This is a genomic window from Paenibacillus sp. NPDC093718, assembly GCF_050279985.1.
Classification (GTDB): domain Bacteria; phylum Bacillota; class Bacilli; order Paenibacillales; family Paenibacillaceae; genus Paenibacillus_AQ.
Window position 1 is genome coordinate 109,730 of sequence record NZ_JBNNUS010000012.1, and the last position, 15,963, is coordinate 125,692.

At 51.4% G+C, this 15,963-nt stretch carries 9 protein-coding genes; 7 read left to right on the forward strand and 2 right to left on the reverse strand.

The features are described from left to right. The first annotated feature begins 144 nt into the window (after window positions 1–144). From ACQKPA_RS28260 to ACQKPA_RS28290, 7 genes are all read left to right on the forward strand, one after another. Complete coding sequence (locus ACQKPA_RS28260; protein ID WP_427495743.1) at window positions 145–1,953, forward strand: sensor histidine kinase; 1,809 nt, start codon at window positions 145–147, stop codon at window positions 1,951–1,953. Beyond that, window positions 1,928–3,484 (forward strand): response regulator, encoded by a 1,557-nt coding sequence (locus ACQKPA_RS28265; protein WP_427495744.1) that lies wholly within the window; start codon window positions 1,928–1,930, stop codon window positions 3,482–3,484. The genes ACQKPA_RS28260 and ACQKPA_RS28265 overlap by 26 nt, the downstream gene beginning before the upstream one ends. 402 nt (window positions 3,485–3,886) lie before the next feature. Next, a complete protein-coding gene (locus tag ACQKPA_RS28270; protein WP_427495745.1) occupies window positions 3,887–4,849 on the forward strand; it encodes an ABC transporter permease in 963 nt (320 codons plus the stop codon). A gap of 14 nt (window positions 4,850–4,863) precedes the next feature. Beyond that, on the forward strand, window positions 4,864–5,772 hold the full coding sequence (locus ACQKPA_RS28275) for a carbohydrate ABC transporter permease (protein ID WP_427495746.1): 909 nt from the start codon (window positions 4,864–4,866) through the stop codon (window positions 5,770–5,772). Between the two features lie 75 nt (window positions 5,773–5,847). Beyond that, entirely contained in the window at window positions 5,848–7,560 is a 1,713-nt protein-coding gene (locus tag ACQKPA_RS28280; RefSeq protein ID WP_427495747.1) for an ABC transporter substrate-binding protein, read from the forward strand. Between the two features lie 200 nt (window positions 7,561–7,760). Next, window positions 7,761–10,136, forward strand: coding sequence for a glycoside hydrolase family 95 protein (locus ACQKPA_RS28285; RefSeq protein ID WP_427495748.1), 2,376 nt, complete (start codon window positions 7,761–7,763; stop codon window positions 10,134–10,136). A gap of 66 nt (window positions 10,137–10,202) precedes the next feature. Continuing rightward, a complete protein-coding gene (locus ACQKPA_RS28290) occupies window positions 10,203–12,236 on the forward strand; it encodes a beta-galactosidase (RefSeq protein WP_427495749.1) in 2,034 nt (677 codons plus the stop codon). Between the two features lie 161 nt (window positions 12,237–12,397). Here the strand turns inward: ACQKPA_RS28290 and ACQKPA_RS28295 are convergent, their stop codons facing one another. Beyond that, a complete protein-coding gene (locus tag ACQKPA_RS28295; protein WP_427495750.1) occupies window positions 12,398–14,035 on the reverse strand; it encodes a response regulator transcription factor in 1,638 nt (545 codons plus the stop codon). Next, window positions 14,013–15,848: a cache domain-containing sensor histidine kinase gene (locus tag ACQKPA_RS28300; protein ID WP_427495751.1), complete on the reverse strand. Its 1,836-nt coding sequence runs from the start codon at window positions 15,846–15,848 to the stop codon at window positions 14,013–14,015. The genes ACQKPA_RS28295 and ACQKPA_RS28300 overlap by 23 nt, the downstream gene beginning before the upstream one ends. Window positions 15,849–15,963: the final 115 nt, after the last annotated feature.

A 15,963-nucleotide genomic window follows, 5' to 3' on the forward strand; every position in this document is an offset into this window, starting at 1 on the left:
GGCTTCTTCCATATTTTAGCTGGCCTTGAACTAACGGCAATGCTGATATAATAGGCCTGCGGCAGGTTTTATTCACGAATGGTTGTAACCGTTTTCTCTTTAAAGGCTTGCCGAAGATTAAAGGACAGGAGCGAAGACGGTCCGATGTTATCCTATTTCATTCAACTTGTGAATGACATGAAAATCCGCAACAAATTGATATTGTCTTTTGTTGTCGTGGTCTTTGTACCGGTAGCCATCGTAGGGATATTCCTTACGGGCGAGCTCCGCAAATTTGCTTTCAACAATGCGTTGGAGCAAGCTTACCAGAACGTGGACCGGGTCAAGAAACGGTCAACCGAAGTCATCAACGTGGCAGATGATTTATCCTATCGGCTGTCCTATGATGAGCGTTTGAAGAATCTTGCTAACCGGCAGTATGCAAGCGTATACGATGTGTTCGTGGCTTACAGGGAGTATCCCGATTTACAGCAGGCGATTCTGATGTACAAGGAAATATCGAATATCCGTTTCTACAGCGAGAACCCCACCATGCTGAACAATTGGGAGTTTCTTTATCCCGAGGATGAAATCAAGAGAACGGAATGGTATCAGCGAGCCGAGGATGATATCGGCGTCATCTACTGGGACTATATTACGGATGAACGCGATCAGAAGGTGTACCTCAGCTTAATCAAGGGGGTTGATCTTGGAAGCAAAGACAACCGTGGCGTGCTTGTGATCAATGTCAATACGGGGATGCTGAACACGATCCTCAGCCAAGAAACGTTTGACACCATTATTGTGGACAGCAATAACAATATTGTGGCCGCTAACCGTCCGGAGCTGTACGGGAAAACGCTAGCCGAGATTCAAGATGCCAGCGGGGTTGTATACAATGCGAGCGGAAGCTATGAATCGGTTATCCATGACGAAGCCTCCAAGGTGCTGATTGAACCGTTGAATACGGAATCCGGGGTTAACGGCCTGCGTATTATTTCCATATTTTCGATTGATAGCATCGTGGCGGACGCCAATCGGATCAGCAAGCTGGCGATGACGGTTATCATCATCAGCCTACTGCTGGCCGTTTTTCTGATCTATAGCTTCTCTTCATTGATCTCTAACCGGCTGCTGCGCCTCAGTAAGCATATTACGAAGGTAGGTACAGGTAACCTCGGCGTTGCCATGGAAATTGACGGCAAGGATGAGATCGGTCAGTTATCCCGCCAATTCAACTCCATGGTGGGTAACATTAACGACCTGATGAACGAAGTGCAGGAGTCCAATGAACAGAAAAGGTTAATGGAGCAGAAGCAGAACGAAATTAAATTCAAAATGATGGCCAGTCAGATCAATCCGCACTTTTTGTTTAATGCCTTAGAGTCTATTCGCATGGAGGCACACCTCAAGGGTGAGGACGAAATCGCCCGGATTGTGCGGCTGCTCGGTAAAATGATGCGCAGCAATCTTGAGATCGGCAGCGGAAAAACCACGATAAAAGACGAGATCGAGATGGTGCAGTGTTATCTGGATATTCAAAAGTTCCGCTATGAGGATCGCCTGAAATATGAACTTCTGGTGGATCCCGAAGCCGAGCGGGTAAGAATCCCGCCGCTGATCATACAGCCGCTTGTGGAGAATGCGGTCATACATGGGATGGATCACAAGGAAGAGGGAACTTTTATCAGGGTGAGGGTCACGGCAAGTGAAGGGAAAATGCACGTGATTACCGAGGATAATGGGGCGGGCATAACTCTGGAGAGATTGCAGATGATCTATGGTTATTTGAACGATACCGATGAGAAGGACGGAGGACGGATCGGGCTCCGGAATGTTCATGTCCGTCTGCAGCTTACCTACGGCCCTGATGCAGGTCTGATCATTTACAGCGAGCCGGGCATAGGAACCCGTATTGAATTCAGTATCCCGACAGGAGGAGAGAGCGATGATGAAAGTATTAATCGTGGATGACGAACCCAAGCTGCGCGAAGGGCTGAAGAGCATTGTGCCATGGACCGAGCTTGGGTATCAGGTTGTTGGAACCGCAGCGAACGGGAGCGAAGCGCTGGAGAAGCACGGGACGTACGACCCGGATTTGATGCTGATTGATATCCGAATGCCGGGAATGGACGGATTGCAGCTGATCGAAGCCATCCGAAACCTGGATTCCGAGATTCATCTGCTCATCCTGAGCGGATATGCCGATTTTGATTATGCCAAGCGGGCGATGTCCCACCGCGTGGACGGATACCTTTTGAAGCCGGTGGATGAGGACGAGCTGGGCAAGTATTTGCTTCAAATTAAAGAAGCCATCGAGCAGGAACAGGAGAGGAAGGCACTGAATAGGGCAGCCTCGGATATGAGCCGCGAGCAGTTCATTCAGACATGGTTCAACCCGGAGGGCAATCCCGATCCGGCAGCTTTGCGGAATATGGCCGAGCGATCAGGCCTGTTATGGAACCACTACCAAGTGCTGCTAGTTCATCATAACGGCTACGATGAATCCGTTGAGGGGGCCGACGATCGGTTGAAAAACCAGCTGATCGAAGCTTTTGAAGAGAACGGCCACGGCGCGGTCTTCTCCATGCATGGACAACTCGGCATCCTAATGCACACGCCGGTCTTGACGGCAGGTGGGCGTAAAGAATTGCTGCAGATGGTGGAGGAAGCCGCAAGTCGGGCCGGCACGGCGATAACGGCCTCTTTGGGCCGTCAGGTCCACCGTTTGGAAGATGTGGCGGATTCGTACCGTTGTGCCAAGGAACGGATTCGCGAACGCTTCTTCTATGCTCCCGGCGAGTTGTTATACCCTGAATCCGAGCGGTTTGCCGGCAGCATAACGGATGAAGAACGGCAGCCCTATGATCCGGAGCAGCTGATGGAACAGCTCTATTACGCCGTGGATGTGGGTAATGTGGAGGTGCAGCGGAAGCTGCTGCATGCTGCAGCGTATGCCATGGTGAATGAAGATTATACGGAGGAAAGGATAAAAAGCGCCTTCGTGGAGCTTCTGACCGGGGTGCACAACAAGCTGATGCAGCATCATACCGAGCTGCAGTCCCGCACGAAGGAATACTCGGATCGGATTGCGGCGATATTCCGCCAGCGCACGGCCTATGATTTGTGCCGCCATTCGTCCCAATTCCTGAAGGAGCTGATTTGGCAGGCGGGTAATGGCGGACGGGATCAGGAGATGAAGCGGATCATGGATCTGATTCAGCGTAATTACAATGAGAATCTTAAACTGGAAACACTGGCCTCCGTATTTAATTACAATAGCGCCTACTTGGGGAAGATGTTCAAGAATACAACCGGAGAATACTTCAATACGTACCTCGATAAGGTCCGGATCGACAAGGCCAAGGATTTTTTGAAGCAGGGCATGAAGGTGTATCAGGTTGCGGAGAAGGTCGGATATACGAATGTCGACTATTTTCATAGCAAGTTTAAAAAATACGTCGGTACCTCTCCATCCAATTTCCGTAAGGAGCTGGACCTGTAACAGGGTCACCATACAACCAGACTAAACATAAGTGCTTTCATATCGTGCTCTTTTAGACGCGACAAGGTACGCGTCTTTTTGCTTCCCTTTTTTCTCCCCCCAAGGCATTACCGGGGGAGCCAAATACGGCAAAGCATAGAGCGGAGGGGCCGGAATCGTATCGTAGAAGCGACAGCGGTCGCCTTTAAAGCCGGGAAACCACCTCACCGTATCATCCGAAGTTTCCCGGGTTTAACAGCGATCGAAAGATACGATCCGGACACGGAGCGGCATAAAGGTCTTCTGCATTTTCTCTCCCACCGTTAATGTCTAATTTTTATATGATTTTTAAGCCAATCCTTCGGGTACTTCCCTGCCGCAGCTTGGTTTATCATCAGAATATACAAGAGAGGAGGGGTTGGTTTGAAAGCGGTAACAAAGACAGAAGGTAGCATCCAACCTGCCGCAAAGAAAAAGAAAGGCTTTTGGGCCACTTTCAAAGAGCAGAAAGTACTGTACGGAATGTCGCTTCCATTCATCGTCATTGTGTTCATTTTCAGCTACATGCCGGTATGGGGCTGGTTGATGGCATTCCAGAATTACAGGCCGGGCAAAGGAATCTTCGAGCAAAAATGGGTGGGCCTGGACCATTTCGTGACACTCTTCTCGGACGATAAGTTTTATCTGGTGTTGCGAAATACACTCGCCATGAGTTTCATGGGATTGATTGTTGGATTCACGATTCCGATCCTATTCGCAGTCTTGTTGAATGAGCTTCGTGGAAGCGTATTCAAGAGGACCGTACAGACGATATCTTATCTGCCGCATTTTGTGTCCTGGGTCGTGGTTGCCGGTATCGTAACCAAAATGCTGTCCACTGATGGAGGCGCTGTCAATCAGCTGCTGATGTGGCTGGGATTCATTAATGAACCGATACAGTTTATGGCCCAAGGGAACCTGTTCTGGTATATCGTAACAGGCTCCGATATATGGAAGGAAATGGGCTGGAGCGCGATCATTTATTTGGCAGCGATTTCAGGCATTGATCAGGAGCAATTCGAAGCAGCCAAGGTTGACGGAGCGAGCCGACTTCGTCAAATATGGCATATTACGCTGCCAAGCATCGCCCCTACGATTGCAATTCTAATGATCATGTCCATCGGACATCTGATCAGCATCGGCTTCGAGAAGCAGTTCTTGCTGGGTAACCCGCTGGTGGTGGATTATTCCGAAGTGTTGGATCTGTATGCGCTGAATTATGGCCTTGGCATGGGTCGTTTCTCATTCGGTACGGCCATCGGGATGTTCAACTCCATTGTAAGTATCCTCTTATTGCTGCTCGCTAACGGCGTATTCAAAAAATTCACGAAGCAATCGATTATGTAGGGGAGGGAAGCAGCATGGCACGAACCAAAACAGCATTCAAGCCCACGCTCTCCGACCGCGTGTTTGATATTGTTAACTTTACTTTTATGACACTGGTCATGATCGTTACTCTGTATCCGTTCCTGAATGTTCTTGCGATATCATTGAACGATTCCGTAGATACAGTACGCGGGGGGATCTATCTCTGGCCGCGGGAGTTTACGCTTGAGAATTACGTACAGATCTTCAAATACGACGGTTTGATAACAGGGGCCAAAATTACGATTCTCCGTACGCTGGCAGGAACATTCTTGGGCTTGCTAAGCGGCACGATGCTGGGCTACGTCCTCAGCAGGGTGGACTTTCAGGGAAGAAAGTTCATGTCGACCTTTCTAGCGCTGACGATGTACTTCTCCGGCGGAATGATTCCGGTGTTCATTCTGATCCGCGACTTGAACATGATGAATTCGTTTCTAGTCTACATCATTCCGGGAATGGTAAGCGCGTTCAACGTATTCGTTATCCGGTCTTTCATCGACAGCCTGCCATATTCGCTTCAGGAATCGGCCAAGCTTGACGGAGCTAATGATTTCACGATCTATTACAAAATCATTCTCCCGCTCTGTAAGCCCGTACTGGCTACTATCGCCTTGTTTCTGGCCGTCGGGCAGTGGAATTCCTGGTTCGATACGTATCTCTATAACGGTAACGCACCCCATCTCACGACGCTCCAATTTGAACTGATGAAGGTGCTGCAGAGCACGCAGGGACAAACCAACGGCATGATGTCCGGACAGAATATGGCTGAAATCGTGAAGCAAGTATCGCCGGAATCGATCAAAATGGCGATTACGATTGTGGTTACGGTTCCAATATTGCTCGTCTATCCGTTCCTGCAGCGGTATTTTGTCAAGGGGATGACGCTTGGAGCGGTGAAAAGCTAAGCGCATGTACGGTATCAGCAGGCATTACGTCTGTTATACGATAAATAATTAAAAATCGATTTAGGGGGTATAGCAATGAAAAGTAAGAAGAGATTGTCGCTTCTGCTCGCGATCATGATGATGGCCACATTCGTTCTTGCAGCGTGCGGCAACGGCGGCAGCAAGGATAGCGCTAACGGCGGCGAAGAAGGTAACGCGGGCAACGATACGCAGCAAGAAGAGAAGCTCGAGCCGATGACCATGACGTATTACAGCGCGGATTCCAATGCGAATTGGGCTAACATGCAGGATGCGATCGGCAAGAAACTGACTGAGAAAACCGGCATTACGATTCAGGCCGAATACGCTGTGGACGGCTCCAATCAGAAGCTTCCGCTGATGGTGGCGAGCGGGGAATATCCGGACTTGGTATTTGCCAAGAACGATGCCAATCTGTTTGTGGATTCCGGAGCGTTTATTGATCTGACGGATCTGATTGAAGAGCATGCGCCGAACATCAAGAAGGTGTATGGAGAATATATGAGCCGCCTGAAATGGAGCAACGAGGATGAGGCCATCTATGTCCTCCCGACACTTGCAGCGGTGGACCATCAGGCCCTCGATGCCGGCGGCACGTTCCAGATCCAGCATGAAGTGCTGAAAGAACTCGGATACCCTGAACTGAAGACGGTGAAGGATTACGAGAAAGCGTTGAAGGACTATGCCGATAAACACCCGACCATTGACGGCCAGCCGACGATTCCGCTGACGTTGAATGCGGACGGATGGAGAATCATGATTTCGGTAACGAACCCAGCGTTTATCGCGACAGGCGTATCGGATGACGGCGAGTACTATATCGACCCGGAAACAACCGAGGCTATGCTGCACTACAAGCGCCCGGAAGAGAAAGAATATTTCCGCTGGTTGAACCATATGAACGATGCAGGTCTTCTGGATAAAGAAACGTTCGTGCAGAAGACGGACCAATACGAAGCTAAAATCTCCTCTGGACGTGTTCTTGGCGTCATTGATCAGGAGTGGGGCTTCGGCAATGCAACAAACGCGCTGAGATCTTCCGGCAAGGAAAACCGCACCTATGCGAGATTCCCGATCCAGCTGGATGAGTCGACGAAGGATGCAACGTTCCAGGACACGGGTTACGTCGCCGGATGGGGCGTAGGCATTACGACATCTGCGAAGGATCCAGTTCGAATCATCAAATTCCTGGATTATCTGGCTTCCGAAGAAGGACAAATCTTGATGAACTGGGGAATTGAAGGCGAGCATTACAACGTGGTGGACGGCAAACGCGTCATTCCGGAAGACGTCCAAGAGCGCAAAACCTATGACAACGCCAACTTCACCAAGGAAACAGGAATCGGCTTGTATAACGCCATGTTCCCTCGTTACGGCGACGGCGTGAAGGATTCGACGGGCAACTACTATACAACGAATTTCCCGGAGACGATCATAGAGAACTATACGCCATCCGCGAAGGAGACGCTGAAAGCATACGGCGCGGAAATGTGGAAAGACCTGTGGCCGAAGCAAGAGGAATTTGAAGTGAAGCCGTGGGGTGTTGCTTACAACATTCCGGTACCGAGCGACTCCAATATCAATATCACGTATAAAAAGGTGGAAGAGATTACCCGTAAACGGATTCCGGAAATCATTCTTGCCGATCCGGCGAAATTTGACGCGCTGTATGAACAGTTCATCAAAGAACTGAATGATGCCGGCGCCGAGAAAATGGAGCAGGAATACACCCAGTTGGTACGCGACCGCGTGGAACTCTGGAATAATTAAGGTAGAGGTGAATAGAAGGGGCCGGCTGTATGCGGCCCCTTTTGCCGCTATTCAAGGCAGTTGCTGCTAGCGGCGGGCCTTAAGTTATTCGAAGAAATACAACATAAGATGAAGGATTTAAGGTGTTTTTCGAGAAGACCTTTATCAAATTGAATTAAGGGGGGATTACACTGAATTCAGTACAGCAGCAGGCCTCAACATTGTGGTATCGGAAGCCCGCGGCCAAGTGGGAAGAAGCGCTTCCGCTTGGAAATGGCCGTCTTGGGGCCATGGTGTTCGGGGGCGTACAGGAAGAACGCATTCAATGGAATGAAGATACACTTTGGTCCGGGTTTCCCCGGGACACGAATAATTATGAGGCTCTCCGGCATTTGGCATCGGCAAGAGAGCTGATTGCGTCCGGAAAGTATACTGAAGCCGAACAGTTGATTGAGGGCAAGATGGTCGGCAGAAGCACGGAGTCCTTTTTGCCTTTAGGAGATCTGGTTATCAGTCAGAGCGGAATTGGGGATGATTGGACGGACTATAGGCGCGAACTGGATTTGGATACAGGGATTGCATCCACCCAGTTTCGAGCCGGCGGTTCCGATGGTCGCTTCAGCAGGGAAGCATTCATCAGTGCGCCGGATCAGGTAGCGGTTATTCGTTATACGAGCACGAACGCCGGAACCATCCAATTGGAGATCGGGCTTCGTTCACCGCTGCAGCATGGTACCCGTAGTGCAGAAGACGGATCCTTGGTGTTGTATGGACACGCTCCCACCCATATTGCTGAGAATTACAGAGGTGATCACCCCGGGGCGGTGCTCTATGAAGACGGGCTTGGCATACGGTATGAAATGAGGCTGCTAGCCTTGACGGATAGCGGGCAGGTTACGGTGGATAACAGCGGTATACGTATTAACGGCGCAGGCTCGGTCACGCTGCTGATTGCGGCTGCCACGAATTTTGAAGGCTTCGATCGCTCTCCGGGTTCTGGAGGAATCGATCCGTCCGGTATATGCAGGAAGAGGCTTCAGGACGCGATGGGGCTTGGCTTTGAAGAATTGCGCTCACGGCACGTCCAGGACCACCAAGCCTTGTTCAGACGCGTGGACCTTCGGCTTGGCCGTTCAGAGAATGAGCGTTCCATAGAGGCTTTAACCACCGATGAGCGGATGGAAGCGTACCGGGAAGGACGGGAGGATGCAGCTCTCGAGGCGCTGATGTTTCAATTCGGAAGATATTTGCTCATCGCCAGCTCTCGCCCAGGTACACAGCCAGCACATCTGCAGGGCATATGGAATCCGCATGTACAGCCGCCATGGAACAGTGATTATACAACGAATATCAATACTGAGATGAACTACTGGCCCGCAGAGACGACGCATCTGAGCGAGTGTCATGAGCCGCTGATCCAGATGATTCGGGAGCTTAGTGTAAGCGGTGCCCGGACGGCGAAGATTCATTATGGCGCCCGTGGATGGGTTGCCCACCATAACGTGGATCTATGGCGAATGGCCAGCCCGAGCGATGGCAGGGCCATGTGGGCTTTCTGGCCAATGGGCGGCGCATGGCTGTGCCGGCATCTATGGGAGCGTTACCAATTCCAGCCGAATCTTGAATACTTGCGGGAAGCGGTTTATCCGCTGATGCGTGGAGCCGCTTTGTTTTGCCTGGATTGGCTTATTGAAGACGGGAAAGGGCATCTGGTGACCAGCCCATCGACATCGCCGGAGAATCAGTTTCTTACCGCGGAAGGCCTGCCTTGCAGCGTGTCGGCAGGCTCCACTATGGACATGGCCATCATCCGGGATATATTCCAGAATTGTATTGAAGCATCACAGCTGCTGGACCAGGATGCTGAGCTGCGGGAGGAGTGGAGGGCAGCGGCAGCGAGGCTGCTGCCTTACGCCATCGATGCCGAGGGCAAACTCATGGAATGGAGCGAGCCTTACCCGGAAGCGGAGCCCGGACATCGGCACGTATCGCATTTGTATGGGCTGTACCCCGGCTCGGACATTACCCTTCAGGATACGCCGCAGCTTGCGGAAGCCGCTTATCGTACGCTGATGTCGCGGATCGATCATGGAGGAGGGCACACGGGGTGGAGCTGCGTATGGTTGATCAACCTGTTTGCCCGACTACAGCAGCCGGACAAGGCGTATGATTATGTCCGGACGCTGATTTCCCGTTCCATGCATCCTAATCTGCTTGGAGACCATCCTCCCTTCCAGATCGATGCGAATTTTGGAGGCACGGCCGGACTTGTAGAAATGCTGCTCCAGAGCCACATGGGCTCTATTCAGCTGCTGCCGGCGCTGCCGAAAGCGTGGGGAGAAGGCTCGGTAAGAGGATTAAAGGCTCGCGGCGGGTTTATTGTGGACATGGAATGGAGCGAAGGCATCCTAACGTCTGCGCGCGTAATCTCTACGCATGGCCGAGTCTGTAGAATTAGCTGTTCCGTGCCTCTCGCCGTTAAAAAGGAAGACGGAAGCGCGGTCACGGTGGATGATCAGGGCTCATTTGAAACGGTCAGCGGAGCGATATACCTGATCACGCCAGCGACTTCCGAAGGAAGCCGCGAACTCGATTGATCGTAGAATGCTTTTTTGATGGCGAACTGGATACGGAATTAAGAAGCTAAAGGAGCTGAACCCTAAATGATTAACGAAAAGTTACCTAAAATGTGGTATGGCGGCGATTATAACCCCGAGCAATGGGATGCAGAAGCGTGGAAGGAAGATGACCGCATGTTTAAGCTGGCGGGCATCGATGTGGCCACCATCAATGTATTCTCCTGGGCGTTGAGTCAGCCGAATGAGGATACGTACGATTTTGCCTGGCTGGACGAGACGATCGAACGTTTGTACCGGAACGGGGTATATATCTGTCTGGCAACCAGCACAGGGGCCCATCCGGCTTGGATGGCCCGTAAATATCCGGACGTGCTGCGCGTCGACTACGAGGGACGTAAACGCAAATTCGGAGGTCGTCATAACTCCTGCCCGAACAGCCCTACTTACCGTAAATACGCCAAAATCATGGCCGGCAAGCTGGCGGAACGTTATAAGGATCATCCTGCCGTCCTGATCTGGCACGTATCGAACGAATACGGCGGGTACTGTTACTGCGATAATTGCGCCACGGCATTCCGGACATGGCTTGAGCAGCGCTACGGCACGCTGGATGCCGTGAACAAGGCTTGGAATACCCGCTTCTGGGGACATACCTTCTACGACTGGGAAGACATTGTCGTACCTAACGCATTAAGCGAGGAGTGGTCCGGCAACCGGACCAATTTCCAAGGCATATCCCTGGATTACCGCCGTTTCCAGTCGGACAGCCTGCTGGACTGCTATAAGGTGGAGCGGGATGAATTAAAGCGGATCACGCCAGATATTCCGGTGACCACGAATCTGATGGGCTTCTATCCGGAGCTGGATTACTTCAAATGGGCCAAAGAGATGGATGTTGTATCCTGGGACAACTACCCGTCTCTGGATACGCCATACAGCTATACGGCCATGGCGCATGCCTTGATGCGGGGGCTGAAGGGCGGACAGCCTTTTATGCTCATGGAGCAGACGCCGAGCGTCCAGAACTGGCAGCCGTATAACTCGGCCAAGCGCCCTGGGGTTATGCGATTGTGGAGTTATCAAGCGGTCGCCCATGGCGCGGATACGGTGATGTTCTTCCAGCTGCGCCGTTCGATCGGAGCCTGCGAGAAGTATCACGGAGCGGTCATCGAACATGTGGGACATGAACATACCCGCGTATTCCGCGAGTGCGCGGAGCTGGGCAAGGAGCTGCAGCAGCTGGGGGACCGAATCCTGGATGCCCGTTCCGACGCCAAAGTGGCGATCATTTACGACTGGGAGAACCGGTGGGGCATCGACCTGTCGAGCGGTCCGACCGTTGCCCTCAATTACGTGAATGAGGTCCATAAATACTATGATGCTCTGCACCAGCTGCATATCCAGACCGATATGATCAGCGTTGAAGAGGACTTCCGGAAATATGACGTTGTCATTGCGCCCGTGATGTATATGGCAAAGCAGGGATTTGCAGAGCGCGTGGAGGCCTTTGTATCGCAAGGCGGAACCTTTGTGACGACCTTCTTCAGCGGGATCGTGAACGAGAATGATCTGGTGACGCTGGGCGGTTATCCGGGCGAGCTGCGCAAGGTGATGGGTGTTTGGGCTGAGGAGATTGATGCACTGCTTCCTGGCCAGCAGAATCAGATGGTGCTGCGAGGCCGGAAGGGACAACTGGAGGGTACCTACGACTGCGGCATTCTATGCGACGTGATCCATGCTGAAGGAGCGGAAGTCGTTGCCGAATACGGCTCCGATTACTATCAGGGGATGCCATCGTTAACCGTGAATTCCTTCGGGCAGGGGAAGGCATGGTATGTGGCCACAAGTCCGGAGCCTAAATTCCTGAAGGACCTGATGCAAACGATATGCAATGAACATGGCATTGAGCCCGTCCTGAGGGCTCCGGAAGGCGTTGAGGTGACAAAACGCGTGAAGGAGGGCGTGGAGTTCACCTTTGTACTTAATCACATGCCGGAGAGCAAACCCGTGCCATTGGAAGGGGAGACCTACGTTGACCTGCTGACAGGAGAGGAGCATCGAGATTCCTGCGAAGTGCCGGCACGCGGAGTCATGATCTTGGAGAAACGGCAGAAATAGAGGATCGTGTGAGGGTTTTTGCCAAGACATCCATCATGTAAGGTTTCACATAAAAAAGCAGAGAAAGCAGGGGGGCAGTCCCGTCCCCCCCATGCTCTCTCTGCTTTATTTTATATGCCCAACTCAGGCTGCTTGCCTTTAGCGGCAAACCGCTGCCCAGTCTACGCTTCCTGCTCATGCAGCTTGCGGAATTCCTTGGGCGAAATGCCCTCTTGCTTCTTAAAGACAAGACTGAAATATTTCTCGTTCTTGAAGCCGACCATTTCGGAAATCGCTGCCATTTTTAGGCCCGGATTTTGCAGCAGGATTTTGGCCTTGGAGATGCGGATGCGGTTCAGATGTTCCGGGATGTTAATGCCGTGCCTTTGCTTGAATTTGCGGGAAATGTACTCACGACTTACGTGAAATCGATTTGCAATATCATACAGCGACACTTCATTCTGATAATTTTGCTCGATAAACACCGTAATGTCATGGATCAGGTCCTGACCCGTTTGCTTCTGAGACTGCACAGCCGAGGCCAGCAGGCTCATTAATTCAATCCAATACTGCTGCCACTCTGACAGCGAGCACACATACTTGTCCGGGCTTGGCCGCTCGATGGTGGCGCTTTCCTCTTTGTACAATTTCAACAATGCTTCAGACGACGGGTTAGCAGTTTCATGAATCACGTGATTGGCGAATCTTTCGATATCGCGGTCCCAACGCTCCAGAAGTTCCGGCGTGAGAACGCCGCTTTTCCGAATCGCTGCGATGAATGACGCTACGGCTTCGGTTATGGGAGCGGGCTGGCCGCTAAGTATGGCGAGCTTCCAGGTATCCTCAAATCCGCTGAACTGCACGCCTTTATGATGGTCAACGCCCGGCCGGTGCTGCTCCTCTGTATCATGGATAAAGTGATTAAGCACCGTTAAATCGCGCTGATGCAGGGCAGACGAGCTTCGGGCATACAATTCCGGAATGTCCGCCGGATATTGACCTACGGAACTCACGCCAAAATGCATGTGGCGCGACAAGGTGCGGTGCATCCCGTTATTGATCTCTTGTAGCAGCGTGGCAAGTGTGACAAGCTGATCCCACAGCAAAATAACCAGCTGGTGAGGTGAACCAAAGTGACGGAAGGCGATCCCGATCCGGTCCTTTTGCAGAAATTCATTGCAAATATTCAGCAGGGCAAACATGAGCAAATCCTGATGATGGCCAAAGCGGCTATAAAGCGCGTGGTCTGACTTGTCCATTTGCATGACGGCCAGTCGTATCGTCTGCGTTTGCTCTGGTACGATGCCTTCATCCTTGAGGCGATTGACCACCTGGGAATGGGCGCTCCTGTCATCAATAAGACTGGATAACAGCTTCTCCGAGTAGACCGGCCGGTACTCGTTCACCTGAACATGCTGCTGCCGCGCAGCAAGGCGCTCCCGTTCCTCGGCCTTCCAGGCGGCAGTCGCTTTGGCGACCGCTTGGTTGATAACGGCCTCCTCAATGGGCTTCAGGATATAATCCGTGCCGCTGTACCAGATGGTGTTGCGTACGAATTCGAAGTCGTCATGCCCGCTGATGACAATGAATTTGATATCCGGGTAATTTTTATGAATCCATTCCATGAGATCCACGCCGTTTTTGATGGGCATCAGCATGTCCATCAGCACGAGGTTGGGCCGGAATTCCGGTATCAGCTCCATCGCTTCAAGACCATTGGCGGCTTCCTCAATATCGGTAATCCCGTGCGTCTCCCATTGGACCAGCAGTCGTATGGCTTTACGCACGCGAGACTCGTCATCCACGATCAATGCCTTCATCCGTTTCACCTTCCACATTTATAGTCAGAACAACTCGAAAACCATGCGGCTTGTTGTTTTCGATGCTGAACTTGGATTTTCCGCGATAATACAGTCTCAGCCTTGTCATGATGTTGATGAGTCCGATCCCGCTGCTGTCTTCCGTTTCCATCTCGGAAAGAACCTGAAGCTGTTCCAGATCCATCTCTTCCATCCGAAGCAAATGCTCCTGCAGGGTTTGAAACGGCTCATCCTGCATTCCGTTTCCGTTGTCCTCAACCGTGATCTGCACGATGGAGGCCGACAGGCGCTTGCTTTTTAGCGCGATGTAATTGTTTTCCGCCAAGGGGTTCATGCCATGCTTGAAAAAGTTCTCGATCAGCGGCTGAACCAGCATTTTCGGGATCAACACCTGCAAAGTCGACTCATCCACATCGTACCGGAAGTCGAACTGATTCTCAAATCGTTCCTTCTGCAGCTCCACGTAATCCTTGATATGGTCGAGCTCCGTGGCCAGCGTGACCGGCTTGTCCGTATTGTACATGCTGTATCTCATCATCCGGGCAAGAGCGGAGATCAGGGAGTAGATCCTCTTCATGCCGTGCTCAAGCGCAAGAGTACCGATCGTTTGCAGTGCATTGTTCATAAAATGCGGGTTCACCTGCGCCTGCAGCGCCCGGAGCTGGTTGGTCCGGTTCGCCAGCTTCAGCTTGTATTCCTGCAGGATGAGGTTGTTGATCGTATCCATCATGCTGCCGAACCTGCGGTGGAGGGTTCCGATTTCGTCTTTGCGGTTAGAGGAGATATCCACGCTCATTCGTCCGCTTTTGACTTGGCTCATAAGGCCCACCAATTCCCGGATCGGCGCCGTAATATAGACCGAAATCCAGACCGTGGCGGCGATGATGAGAATAAGGGACACGCCGATCAGCAAAATATTGACGAAGGCTGCTTTGTCCGCGCTGCTCAAAATATAGGAGGAAGGAATCTCCTTGATCATCGTCCAGTCGCTGATCGACGTCTTGATATTGTTATACAGATAGATTTTGTTGTTATACTCGAAATGGCCTTCCTTCTTGCCGGACTGCTTGATGGTGTCGTACCATTCCGTTTGAATCTGCTGTCCAAGCCTCTCGTCATGGCCGGCATACATGATATAGCCAGCTTCATTCGTAATATACAGCTGCTCATGTTCGGGCTGGAACAGCTGATTGCTGATCCGGCTCAGGAAGTTCATATCCATATCGATGGCGAGAATGCCTAATCGCTCGGTAGAAGGGACGCGTTCTATGACCCGGTACATCGTGAATACTTGTTTATCGGCCTCGTAGGGATAAGCTAACTGAAAGCCATACGTGTGCAGGGGATGGGGCGGCTGCAGGACCACCGTATCGTTACTAAGATTTGGAATTCCCGGATAGAGGTTGACGTCACTCGTTTTTCTGGCGATATCCTGGGCGAACAATGTGGCCTCTCTTTTGCCGTCGACATAAAGATAGACCTGTCTGGAGCCGCTGATGGCTTTTTGAATGGACTGCAGCGTGGCGGACTGCCTGCCGCTGGCATTGATATTCTCATGACCATAATAGAGACTGCGGAAAAAATCCGGATCCGAATAAACCGTAAGGGAATTACGGTTCATGTCTTCCAAATAGCTCTCCAAATTCAACCGTCCCTGATAGAGAAGGTTCATATTCTCAACAACGGCCCGTTCCTTGAGTGAGTTGGTGGTCATGACATAGCTGATGATCATGGAGATGGTGGTCGGAATGATGGTAGCCATGATCATGAAGGTAATCAATTTTGTGCGAATGCTATTCCAATTCCAGTTCAATAAATTCACCGCCGATCAATTTTCTATACCATTTAGTTCACATCCTGTGGTAGTCCCAGGGTCTTCATCTTAGCATAATTAAATCATAGAGAAATGGATAGAGAAACGATAGGAC